The organism is Shewanella benthica KT99 (genome assembly GCF_000172075.1).
In the GTDB taxonomy this organism is placed as follows: domain Bacteria; phylum Pseudomonadota; class Gammaproteobacteria; order Enterobacterales; family Shewanellaceae; genus Shewanella; species Shewanella benthica_A.
In genome coordinates, this window is record NZ_ABIC01000040.1 from 26,646 (window position 1) to 39,442 (window position 12,797).

General features: G+C 45.6%; 8 protein-coding genes. 7 read left to right on the forward strand and 1 reads right to left on the reverse strand.

Features of this window, described 5'->3' with window-relative positions:
* Positions 1 to 3 precede the first annotated feature (3 nt).
* From KT99_RS15805 to pflA, 5 genes are all read left to right on the forward strand, one after another.
* On the forward strand, positions 4 to 1,080 hold the full coding sequence (locus KT99_RS15805; RefSeq protein WP_005501947.1) for a methyltransferase: 1,077 nt from the start codon (positions 4 to 6) through the stop codon (positions 1,078 to 1,080).
* A 571-nt stretch (positions 1,081 to 1,651) separates the two neighbouring features.
* On the forward strand, positions 1,652 to 4,270 hold the full coding sequence (locus KT99_RS15810; RefSeq protein ID WP_005501948.1) for a TonB-dependent receptor plug domain-containing protein: 2,619 nt from the start codon (positions 1,652 to 1,654) through the stop codon (positions 4,268 to 4,270).
* Positions 4,271 to 4,921: 651 nt separating this feature from the next.
* Complete coding sequence (gene focA / locus KT99_RS15815; RefSeq protein ID WP_005501953.1) at positions 4,922 to 5,803, forward strand: formate transporter FocA; 882 nt, start codon at positions 4,922 to 4,924, stop codon at positions 5,801 to 5,803.
* Between the two features lie 24 nt (positions 5,804 to 5,827).
* A complete protein-coding gene (gene pflB, locus KT99_RS15820; protein WP_005501955.1) occupies positions 5,828 to 8,110 on the forward strand; it encodes a formate C-acetyltransferase in 2,283 nt (760 codons plus the stop codon).
* 97 nt (positions 8,111 to 8,207) lie between these two features.
* Complete coding sequence (pflA, locus tag KT99_RS15825; protein ID WP_040572094.1) at positions 8,208 to 8,948, forward strand: pyruvate formate lyase 1-activating protein; 741 nt, start codon at positions 8,208 to 8,210, stop codon at positions 8,946 to 8,948.
* 38 nt (positions 8,949 to 8,986) lie between these two features.
* Here pflA and yfbV read toward each other — a convergent pair whose 3' ends face one another.
* Positions 8,987 to 9,430 (reverse strand): terminus macrodomain insulation protein YfbV, encoded by a 444-nt coding sequence (gene yfbV / locus KT99_RS15830; RefSeq protein WP_005501960.1) that lies wholly within the window; start codon positions 9,428 to 9,430, stop codon positions 8,987 to 8,989.
* 193 nt (positions 9,431 to 9,623) lie between these two features.
* Here yfbV and ackA point away from each other — a divergent pair, with 193 nt between their 5' ends.
* Entirely contained in the window at positions 9,624 to 10,820 is a 1,197-nt protein-coding gene (gene ackA, locus KT99_RS15835) for an acetate kinase (RefSeq protein ID WP_005501962.1), read from the forward strand.
* Between the two features lie 129 nt (positions 10,821 to 10,949).
* Positions 10,950 to 12,797: phosphate acetyltransferase (gene pta, locus KT99_RS15840; RefSeq protein WP_005501964.1), on the forward strand; the 1,848-nt coding region annotated here is incomplete at its 3' end.

Genomic DNA, 12,797 nt, shown 5'->3' on the forward strand with positions numbered 1-12,797 from the left:
ATTATGCCTTTCTATCAGTCTCCACAGGATATCAGTGCTTTCGATGCGAAATTTGAAGCTCAAAAAATTGCTTTCGCCCCTATCAGTTTTCAAGTCGCACGCTGTTTACTCAAATTTGGCATATTAGAGCAGATAGATGCAGCGGGTAAATCAGGCTGTTTACTCGAAGATATACAACACAGCACTCAGTTATCTGAATATGCTGTAAGTGTATTACTGGATATGGGCCTGAGTATGAGACTCGTTTGGCATAAAGATGAACATTATCACTTGGATAAAATTGGTTTCTTCCTGCTACACGATGATATGGCCAAGGTTAACCTGAATTTTGTCCATGATGTCTGCTACCAAGGTGTATACGAGTTAGAGGCATCACTCGTCGAGGGCAAGCCAAAGGGGCTAAAAGTATTCGGTGATTGGGAGACTATCTACCCCACTCTCAGTGAATTACCCGAGCAAGTAAAACAGAGTTGGTTCGAGTTTGATCACTACTATTCAGATCATGCTTTTGGCCAGTTACTGCCATTAATATTTAAAAACCAGCCTAAACATATCGTCGACGTCGGCGGTAATACTGGTAAATGGGCACTGGCATGCACTGGGTATAATAGTGACGTTAATATCACCATCATGGATCTCCCCGGCCAGCTAAAAGTCGCCTTGAAAAATGCTAAGGATAAAGGTGTTGCAGACCGAGTCCAGGGCTATGAATGTAATCTTTTAAATGAGTCACAAGCTTTCTGCCGTGAGGGCGACCTTTATTGGATGAGCCAATTTTTGGATTGTTTCTCCAAGCCACAAATATTAAGCATTCTGAAACGTACCGCTCAAAGTATGACGACGCGAAGCGAGCTGTGTATTTTAGAGACTTATTGGGACAGGCAACCGTTCGAGGCTGGCGCATATTGTGTCAACGCCACCTCTATCTACTTCACCGTCATGGCTAATGGTGACAGTAGAATGTATCACTCTAAAGATATGTTGAGTCTCATCTCCCAAGCCGGTCTGTATGTCGATGAGGATATCGACAACATTGGGCTCGGGCATACCTTGTTACGCTGTAAGCTAAAACCAAGCTAATATTGATTTAGCCCGATTACAAAGCGCCTACAAAAACAACAAAACCAAACATAAAACTTATTTACAAATACATCAAACTTGTAAAACTGATGATATTTCAAACAAATAAAAAACAAAGTAAGGAGAGCGAAAAGATGACTAACGTCACAAAATGATTATATTTGTTTCAACTGAACACTTTTTTTATGATTATTTGGTTAAATAAATGTATCGCATTTAACACCGAGAAACATTTATAAAGATATTCAAATAGATATAAACAGAATATAAAAGCTCAGAAATTAACGCCATCATTACAATTGCAACCCAAGCCATTGATTATCAGATTCACAACAAGCCAACACGTTACCAACAAGAGTCGAAATAGTTAAGTTAAAGTAATCATGCGCTTTACTCCCTCTCGTTTACACACTATTGCAGGTGTTACCACTACGTGCTTATATCCCACTTCTAGTAACATTGATCAATATCCGTTTAATAACATTAACAAACGTATACCTGGTTACATTTGTTGCTATATAAAAATTAAAACCAAATTATTAAAAACATAATAAGTGTCAGGGAGAACAAAATGCTGCCAAACTCAAAAATGGCTAAAGCCGTACGTTTTGCATTAATTAGTGGTGCTGCAACTGCCGCATTAACTGCGCCAGTCGTATTTGCTGCAAGTGATGATGAATCAGTAGAAAGAATTCAAGTAACAGGTTCACGTATTAAGCGTACTGACTTAGAAGGATCTTCACCGGTAACTACGATTACAGCTGCCGATATGGAAAAAACAGGCGCTATGTCAGTCGCCGATGTTTTACGTCGTAGCAACTTAAACACCTTCGGCTCAAGCGCCGAATCATCGGGTAGCTCTTGGCAGAGCCAAGCTAATATTTCTCTGCGTGGCGCAGGTGCAGACAGAACTTTGGTTCTTCTAAACGGCAAACGTATGCCTGGTTCACCGACTATGGGTGGTACGGCAGTTAACTTAAACACCATTCCAACAGCCGCTATTGAACGCATCGAAATTCTTTCTGATGGTGCTTCGGCTGTTTATGGTTCTGATGCCGTTGCCGGTGTTGTTAACATTATCCTCAAGAAAGATTATGAAGGACTAGAAATCTCGGCTACGGGAGCTAACCCTCAACAAGCTGGTGGTGAAGAGTGGAAAACTCACATCATAGGTGGTACTAGCAGTGACAAGGGCAGTCTAACCTTCTCATTTGAACATCAGAATCGTGAAATTATCTTCCAACGTGATCGTTGGTTCACAAGCTCTACTAACACATTAGCAGAAGAATATGCCAATACAACTGGCGTTTCTGCATATGCGCGTAACTTCTTGGATATGACTTCTGGACAATTTAGTCCAATGGCTGCCTGTGATAACGATAAAATGGTTGGTGGCGGCCATGTATATGATTATGGTGATGGCGATTATATCTGTGGTTATGATTATACCTCAGAAGCAGCCGATCACGCGGCGCGTAAGTATACAGCAGGTTATGTCACTGCAAGTTACGAGCTATCTGACGAAATCATGTTTGAAGCTCAAGGTCTATTTTCTCGTAACGAGACTTTCGGCCGTTACGCTCCTGCAGCAGGCTGGTTTAAAGTTGATGCGGGTCAAGTTGATATCCAGAACTATGATACCGATGGTAACAATACCGGCACGAGTAAAAATGAAAATGATGGCCGAGTTTACTATCGCTTCACCGATGTAGGCACCCGTGATTCAACTACAATTGATTACAGTACTGATATCCAAGTTGGTTTAGTCGGTGAGCATGATGACTTTGGCTGGGATTTCACTTACCACTATAATCTAGCTGAAAACAGCAACTACGGTAAAGGCTATATACACCGCCCAACTGTTGAAGCTATGGTTAAGAGTGGTGAATTTAGTTTCGGTCCTGAAGGAAACACTGATGCTGTTGTTGCTGCAATAAGCCACGATACCCTTAAGCAAGATATCATGGAATTCCAAAGTGTGAATGCCGGTATCAACTTCGAGGCAATCGATCTTCCTGCAGGCATAGTTGGTTGGTATGTGGGTACTGAATTTATGCAGTACAAATATGAAGCTAACGTCGATGCCGAAACAGCTGCAGGTGAAGTCATCGGATCTTCTGGTAGCGGTTCAGGCGGAGATCGCGATGTATTTGCAATCTTTGCAGAGAGTATCATTCCCGTTACTGATGATCTGGAACTCAACCTTGCATTTCGTTATGATAATTATTCAGATTTTGGAACAGCAACGACGCCTAAAATTGCACTTAGATATCAGCTGATTGAAGATGTTGTATTGCGTGCATCATGGGGCCAAGGCTTCCGTGCACCGGCATTATCAGATCTTTATGCTGCCGATTCTTTCAGTGCCGATACAGCAACCGATTATTACTATTGTGAACAGCAAGGAACGTCTACTGCAGATTGTAAAGCTAAGCAATATGACGTAACTCGTACGGCAAACTCTGAGCTACAGCCTGAAACATCTGATTTCTATAATATTGGTGCAATCTGGAACATCACAGACGACTTCAGTACTAAAGTTGAATACTACAATTTAAGTATCGATGATGTGATCACCTTTGTCTCTCTAGACTCTTTACTGAAAGAAGAGAAGAAAGTCGGCTACGGTAACTTGGCTCTAGGCGACATAACACGAATCGGTAATAATGCAGATGGTAAGATCTTGTCTGCAACGACCCCACAGGTCAATGGTAATGGCTTCGATACTTCTGGTATCGATTTCAACTTAACCTATTCAGGCTTAGAAACCGCTGCGGGTGATTTTGGTTCAACATTCGATCTAACTTACATCCTCTCTTACGATGATGAAGAGTACTTCAATGGACCAGTAAACAACCAAATTGGTCGTAACGGCATGCCAGAGTATCGCTTCACTTGGGTTGTTGATTGGTCATATGGTGATCACTCCGCTTCACTATTGACTCAGTACATTGATGGACAATCTGAAAAAACAGATCCAAATACCTATGAGCAAATAGGAAGTCTTTCATCACAAACAACCTTTGATGCAAGCTATAGTTACATGGCTGCATGGAATGGTAAGTTTACCTTAGGTCTTCGTAACATCACCAACCAAGATCCTGTGCTAGATTCAAATCTAGACTATGATTCATCTCTGTATAATCTATACGGACGTACATACACAGCGTCTTATACACAAAAATTCTAAAAAGATAATTTTTGACAAAAGCCTAGGTTATTCCTAGGCTTTTTTATGTCGAAAACATAAGAAAGCAGCAGAAAACATTAATAACCTTTTTATCTAACATGATTGTTTACGATATCCCATCACACCTATATATATAACCACTTGATTTTTAATCAACTTATTTTATTACTTTGTCAGATTAAATCTGATTTTCACGTTCCAAGCTAATGGTGATCAAACCAAAGGTAATTTACGTGCCTCAAGTTTCCCTTTATTAGGCTTACCTATACAATTGTTACCTTGCTCGCAAAATTTTGATTATCCAAGCTGGCAGCTCCAACAACGAGTGTTGTCATTTTCAGATTGTGTTATCATTTGCGTGGTAAATTGGTCTTACCAATTTTGACTTGGGTTAGTTGTCCTAATGTCGCTAGTAATGAACCACTCAGAGATTCCAGGTAAAAAGTAAGCATTAGCAAAGGGAAAACCTGTAAATAAATTACACTTTTCCGGGTTTTAGAGCGATAATTTGACCAAGATCACGAAATTTAATTACATGTTTTTTATACTGACCTTATCAGGAACCAATTTACCCATTTAGCGGTTCTATTAACTAGGAATCAACTTTATATTGGTGTTAATAACCAGTATCTGGCAATTACAAGGCGAAACATGAACAATTGTCCCAGTCCGTTTGATGCTAATACTCCAGCCGCCACCGCCCTAAAAGTGGAAGATGCTGCCGTCATTAAAGTCAATAGGGACACAGAGTCTACTTTGATCCTGGCGATGACAGCCGGCATGTTTATCGGTTTAGCCTTTGTCTTCTATGTCGTGGCGACGGCAGGAAGCAGCGCCCTTCCCTACGGACTGAATAAGCTCATCGGTGGCCTCTGTTTTAGTCTGGGCCTGATGTTAGTTGTCGTTTTAGGAGGCGAGCTATTTACCTCTACCGTATTGACCATTACAGCCCGCGCCAGCAAGCGTGTCACCACTAAGGCGTTAATGCGTAACTGGGGACTGGTTTACCTGGGCAACTTTATCGGTGCCATGCTCTTGGTCGGTCTCATGATCGCCGCTAAGCATTATGAAGCAGGACACGGGCTAATTGGCCTAGGTTACTTACAGACTGCTCAAGCTAAACTCAACCATACATTCGGACAAGCCTTTGCCTTAGGCATCATGTGTAACATCATGGTTTGTCTGGCCGTTTGGATGGCCTACGCTGGAAAAACCGTCACCGACAAATTACTTGCAGTGGTATTACCCGTCGCCATGTTTGTCGCCGCAGGCTTTGAGCACTGCATAGCAAATATGTTTCTTATCCCAATGGCGATTTTTACTAAGCAAGTCGCAACAGCCGATTTTTGGGCAAACGCGGGCATAGACCCGAGTCAGTTTACCGATCTAACTTGGAGTCAATTTATACTCCACAATCTCGTCCCGGTCACTTTAGGTAATATAGTGGGCGGCGCTATTTTCGTAGGACTCACTTATTGGTTTGTTTATCGCCGCCCCGCTCTTACGAAGGCACAGAACGATAATCAAGTTTAATTCTTAACAGAAGGTATTTGCGCTATGACCGAAAAAACGGAACAGTTTGCCAACGCATGGGAAGGATTCACCGCCGGCGATTGGAAAACCCAAGTCAATGTTCGTGACTTTATCCAGGCGAACTACACCCCTTATGAAGGCAATGAGTCATTTCTAGCCGATGCGACTGAAGCGACCACCAAGCTTTGGGACAAGGTGATGGTGGGCATCAAGCAAGAAAACCAGACTCATGCCCCCGTGGATTTCGATACCGACAAGGTATCGACCATCACTTCCCATGAAGCCGGCTATATCGAGCAATCACTCGAAACCATTGTTGGCCTTCAGACAGAAGCACCGCTAAAGCGTGCCATGTTGCCAAACGGCGGCATTCGTATGGTAGAAGGCTCTTGCAAGGCATATGACCGTGTACTTAACCCTGAGATCAAATACGTCTACTCAGAACTGCGTAAGACTCATAACCAGGGCGTGTTCGATATCTACACTCCGGAAATCATGGGTTGTCGTAAATCAGGCATACTGACTGGTTTACCCGACGCCTATGGCCGTGGCCGTATTATCGGCGATTACCGTCGTATCGCCCTTTACGGCATCGATTATCTGATGGCCGACAAGTATGCCCAATTCGGTTCTTTGCAAGCGCGTTTCGAAACCGGTGAAGACTTAAGTGCAACCATGCAACTTCGTGAAGAGATTGCCGAGCAGCACAAGGCATTGGGTCAGATGAAGCAGATGGCGACCAGCTATGGTTTCGACATCTCTAAGCCTGCAAGCAATGCTAAAGAAGCCATTCAGTGGACTTACTTCGGTTATCTAGCCGCAGTTAAGAGCCAGAACGGTGCCGCCATGTCTCTTGGCCGTACTTCAAGCTTCCTCGATGTATTCATCGAACGTGATCTTAAAAACGGTACCTTGACCGAGCAGCAAGCTCAGGAGATGATCGACCACTTCGTGATGAAGCTACGTATGGTTCGTTTCCTACGTACCCCTGAATACGATGAGCTATTCTCTGGTGACCCTATCTGGGCAACTGAGTCTATCGGCGGCATGGGTCTGGATGGTCGTACTCTGGTCACTAAGTCCAGCTTCCGTTTCTTACATACTCTGTACACCATGGGTGCGAGTCCTGAGCCAAACATCACAGTGTTATGGTCTGATAAGCTACCATTAGACTTTAAGAAGTACTGTGCCAAGGTCTCTATCGATACTAGCTCCATCCAGTACGAGAATGATGACCTGATGCGTCCGGACTTCGAGTCTGATGACTACGCCATCGCCTGTTGTGTGAGCCCTATGGTTATCGGTAAACATATGCAGTTCTTCGGCGCTCGTGCTAACTTAGCCAAGACCATGCTGTACGCCATTAACGGTGGTGTCGATGAGAAGAGTAAGGCCCAAGTCGGTCCTAAGTCTGATGCCATCACATCTGAATATTTAGATTTTGATGATGTCATGGGCCGTTTTGATAAGATGATGGACTGGCTAGCCACTCAATATGTGACTGCACTCAACGCTATCCACTTCATGCATGACAAATACTCTTATGAAGCCGCCCTGATGGCACTTCATGACCGAGATGTACGCCGTACCATGGCATGTGGTATCGCAGGTTTATCTATCGCCGCCGATTCACTGTCTGCGATTAAGTACGCCAAAGTTAAGCCCATCCGCGACGAAAATGGCATCGCAGTCGACTTCGACATCCAAGGTGATTACCCTAAATTCGGTAACAACGACGCTCGTGTCGATGACTTAGCCAGTGATCTGGTCGAACGTTTCATGGCGAAGATTCGTCATATGAAAATGTACCGCAACGCCATACCGACTCAGTCTATCCTCACCATCACCTCTAACGTAGTTTATGGTAAGAAGACAGGTACCACACCGGACGGACGCCCAGCAGGCGCACCATTCGCACCGGGTGCTAACCCTATGCATGGTCGTGATGAGAAAGGCGCCGTAGCCTCTCTGACTTCTGTAGCTAAACTGCCATTTGCCCATGCACAAGATGGTATCTCCTATACCTTCTCTATCGTGCCAAATGCACTAGGTAAAGATGAAGATGGCCGACGCACTAACCTGGCAGCCCTTTTGGACGGCTACTTCTCTCATAATGAGTCACGTGAGGGGGGTCAGCATCTGAACGTCAACGTGATGAATCGTGAGATGCTCGAAGATGCTATCGTCAATCCGGACAAGTATCCTCAGCTTACTATCCGAGTCTCAGGTTATGCAGTTCGCTTCAATGCCTTGACACCAGAACAACAGCAAGACGTTATCACACGTACCTTTACTAAAGGAATGTAATGAATTTATCTTGTATAGATAAGTTCTAGTTAACGTCAATAGAGTCAGGCTGTAGCCAAATACGCTACAGCCTGACTTAGTCACATAAGGAGAAATAATGACAGTAAAAGGTCGCATCCACTCACTGGAATCCTTTGGTACCGTAGACGGACCAGGCATAAGGTTTATCACGTTTATGCAAGGTTGCCTGATGCGTTGCCAATACTGTCACAACCGCGATACCTGGGATCTTCATGGTGGACAAGAAGTCGAAGTGAAAGAGCTCATGGAACAAATTATCAGCTATCGCCCCTTCCTCGAAGCGAGCGGCGGCGGTGTCACCGCCAGTGGCGGCGAAGCCATATTGCAAGCCGAATTTGTCTCGGCTTTATTCGCAGAATGTAAGCAAGAAGGCATTCACACTTGTCTGGATACCAATGGCTTTGTACGCAAATACACGCCTATTATAGATGAGCTGCTAGATAATACCGATCTGGTGATGCTCGATATAAAACATATAGACGATCAAAGACACATCGACCTGACACAGGTCAGCAATCACCGCACCTTAGAGTTCGCCCAGTACCTGAATAAAAAACAACAAAAAACCTGGATACGTTATGTGGTTGTCGGTGGTTTTACCGATGATATTGGGGCGGCACAACGCCTGGCAAACTTCCTCAAACCAATGACCAATGTTGAGAAAGTTGAGCTACTGCCCTATCACGAGCTGGGAAAACATAAATGGGAAGCCATGGGAGAGACATATCAACTCGATAATATCTCACCACCGTCGAGTGAAACCATGGAACAGATTAAGCAGGTCTTTGTTGACACTGGGATCAAGGCCATCTACTAGCAGAATGTATGATACTCGCCTCAGTATTAGTGATAAAATTAAATCTCTTCCCAATAAGTATCATCTAATCGCTCGAATGCCGCCTTTAATAACAGCGCCATGTCGAGATAACAGGCTCTCGGGCCAAGGGGACTGTGTATGACTCCCATACTCGACAGTTTAGTGGTCAGTTGAACGCACCAATCGAGCAGAGACAGAGGCAAGGGATGGCGAGCACGCCAGCCGAGCCAAAGCAGACCTTGAACAGGTAAGCTAAGAAAAAACAGGGCAATAGTGATTGCCTGGGGCAAAAAACCCCAACCATTAATATACACTTGACTCGTAGCCGCCAAGAGGGCGAGCACCGGCATCAAGGTCACCGCGAGTTGAGTCGCCCTGATGACCCGATATTCGGGAAAGTAAAAACTAAGTTGTCTGACCATAGGCCAAGTCTTCATATATCGACGACCATCGCCCAAAGTTTTGATAACTTGAATGCTCAATTACAACACCTATTTATATGGATACTGCTTTTACCATAGCACATGCTGCAATAGAGCCCCAAGGCCTTGCAATAGCTAAATTAAGCAGTTTCAGGCTCCGACATCGGAGCACTTCTAGCGACTTCGGCTATTATTGCCAATGAAGTCATATTGTTCAGTGATAAATAATCACAGCATTACAAAAGGTTTAAACATGTCAAACAAACTGGTATTGGTACTTAATTGCGGTAGCTCGTCATTAAAATTTGCGGTTATCGACGCCTCTACGGGCGAAGACCAAATCTCAGGTCTTGCTGAATGTTTTGGACTGGAAGACTCTCGTATCAAGTGGAAAGTCAATGGAGAGAAGCAAACAGCCAGCCTAGGTGAATTCACCGCTCACCGTGAAGCGATAAAGTATATCGTTGATAATATCTTAGGCGCTCACCCACAAATTGCTGAAAAGATTTTAGCTATTGGTCATCGTGTGGTTCATGGCGGTGAGAAGTACACCCAATCAGTCATCATTGATGAAACTGTAGTTCAAGGGATCGAAGATAGTGCGATATTCGCACCGCTACACAATCCCGCCCACCTGATCGGTATTCGTGCCGCCCAAGCCGCCTTCCCGAGCCTGCCTCAGGTTGCCGTGTTCGATACCGCTTTCCATCAAACAATGCCGGAAAAAGCCTTCATCTATGCCCTTCCCTATAAGCTATATCGTGAAAACAGCATACGTCGTTACGGTGCCCATGGTACCAGCCACCTATTCGTCAGTCGTGAAGCGGCTAAGGCTATCGGTAAGGATATCGCAGACACTAATGTCATCTGTGCTCACCTAGGCAATGGTGCATCTGTGACAGCCATTAAGGGTGGAAAGAGTGTCGATACATCCATGGGGCTAACGCCATTGGAAGGTCTGGTTATGGGTACCCGCTGTGGTGATATGGATCCTTCTATCGTCTACCACCTGATCCATCAGCTAGACTACACGGCTGATGAAGTGAACAACCTGATGAATAAGCAGAGTGGTTTGCTGGGGATCTCTGAGCTGACCAGCGATTGCCGTGGCATCGAAGAAGCTTATAACAATGGTCATAAGGGAGCAATTTTGGCACTGGATATCTTCTGCTACCGCTTGGCTAAATATATCGCTTCATACACAGTGCCTCTAGGTCGCTTGGACGCCTTGGTATTCACCGGCGGCATAGGCGAGAACTCAGATATTATCCGAGCTAAGGTGCTTAATCTGTTAGAAATCTTCAACTTCGAGGTTGATGATGAGCGCAATAAGGCGGCACGTTTTGGCAAGCAAGGTCAAATCACCACAGACAAGGGCCCTATCGCATTAGTTATCCCGACCAACGAAGAGTGGGTCATCGCAGAAGATGCCATGAGTCTGCTGAAGTAAATTAATACATGCAAGGCTGGGAGCGATATTTATTACTACTAGCCTGTCATCAAGTCATTGAGTAAGCAAAAACGTTCGGCATGTTCAGATTAAAGAACATGCCATTTCGAGCGTCACCAAGAGGTTGTTATGTCTCGCAATATTATGTTAATTCCCATAGGTACAGGCGTAGGTCTTACCTCTATCAGTTTAGGCCTGGTTCGCGCCTTCGAGCACCACGGTGTGAAGGTTCGCTTCTTCAAGCCTATCGCTCAACAACGTGCACAAGATGCAGGGCCCGAACGTTCGACCACCATCCTATGTAAATCTCCGACGGTTAACCCACTCGAACCGTTCGAGATGGAACATGCGGAAAGCTTAGTTCGCGGCGATAAAATCGATGTCTTGATGGAGCAGATCATCGCTCGCGTCAATGAATGTACCGATGAGACTGAAACACTAGTAGTTGAAGGTCTGGTACAAACACGTAATCACCCGTTTTCCGGCGACGTTAACTACGCCATCGCCAAGGCTCTGGATGCCGATGTTATCTTTGTTGCCACACCGGGCAATGAGAGTGCTACGGCCTTGATGAACCGTTTAGAGATAGCCCATAACTCATGGGGCGGAAAGAAGAACAAACGTATAATAGGCGCCATCATCAATAAGATTGGTGCCCCGGTCGATGAGGAAGGACGCACGCGTCCGGATCTATCAGAAGTCTTCGATCATCAGGATATCCAAAGAGCCGATGCGGCAAACATGTTCCAGCTACCGGGTAAAAGCTCACTGCGCATATTAGGCAGTGTGCCCTATAATCTGGATCTGGTTGCGCCTCGCGCCTCCGATCTTGCCAAGCATCTTAGGGCTAAGATCATCAATGCCGGTGATATGCACACCCGTCGTCTGCGTAAAGTCACCTTCTGTGCCCGCAGCATTCCCAACATGGTTACTCACATCAAGACTGATTCGCTACTGGTTAGCTCAGGCGATCGCTCAGATGTCATCGTCGCCGCTTGCCTGGCCTCGATGAATGGTATCAAGATAGGCGCCTTGCTACTCACAGGCAATTATGAGCTAGAGCCACAGATCATGGCCCTATGTGAACAAGCCTTCGAAACCGGACTGCCGGTATTCTTGATCGATACCAATACCTGGCAGACATCACTCAACATCCAGCGCTTCGATCACGAAGTCCCTGTGGATGACGCCGTGCGCATCGAAGAAGTTCAGGAGTTCGTCGCCAGTCACATAGATCAAAATTGGATCGAATCAGCCACCAAGTACTCACCTCGTGAGCATCGCCTATCGCCACCGGCATTCAGATATAAGCTTACCGAGCTGGCGAGGGCCGCCCATCGCACCGTCGTCTTGCCCGAAGGTAATGAACCTCGCACCATCGAGGCGGCCAGTATTTGTGCCGAGCGAGGAATCGCCAAGTGTATCTTGCTTGGTAACAGGGAAGAGATCGAACGCATTGCAAGCCAACAAGGTGTGACCTTAGGCGAAGGGGTCGATATAATCGAGCCAGAAACGGTCCGTGAACGTTACGTGGAGCCTATGTTGGATCTGCGTCGACACAAAGGACTCACAGAAGTCGTTGCTCGTGAGCAACTGGAAGACAACATGGTGCTAGGCACCATGATGCTCGCTCAAAATGAAGTTGACGGTATCGTCTCTGGTGCGGTTCATACCACTGCCAATACCATACGTCCTCCTTTACAGCTGATTAAAACAGCACCTGGCGCGAGTCTGGTCTCGTCAATTTTCTTCATGCTGATGCCGGATCAGGTATTAGTCTACGGCGATTGTGCCATCAACCCGGATCCCACTGCCGAGCAACTTGCCGATATCGCCATCCAGTCTGCCGAATCGGCCGCCGCATTCGGCATCGAGCCTAGAGTAGCCATGATCAGCTATTCTACCGGCAGCTCAGGCACAGGTTCAGATGTGGATAAGGTGCGTGAAGCGACTCGAATCGCCAAAGAGAAGCGTCCA

Coding starts and splice junctions, on each gene's coding strand:
- KT99_RS15805 (WP_005501947.1), top strand. CDS start 4: ATGCCTTTCTATCAGTCTCCACAGGATATCAGTGCTTTCGATGCGAAA.
- KT99_RS15810 (WP_005501948.1), top strand. CDS start 1,652: ATGCTGCCAAACTCAAAAATGGCTAAAGCCGTACGTTTTGCATTAATT.
- focA (WP_005501953.1), top strand. CDS start 4,922: ATGAACAATTGTCCCAGTCCGTTTGATGCTAATACTCCAGCCGCCACC.
- pflB (WP_005501955.1), top strand. CDS start 5,828: ATGACCGAAAAAACGGAACAGTTTGCCAACGCATGGGAAGGATTCACC.
- pflA (WP_040572094.1), top strand. CDS start 8,208: ATGACAGTAAAAGGTCGCATCCACTCACTGGAATCCTTTGGTACCGTA.
- ackA (WP_005501962.1), top strand. CDS start 9,624: ATGTCAAACAAACTGGTATTGGTACTTAATTGCGGTAGCTCGTCATTA.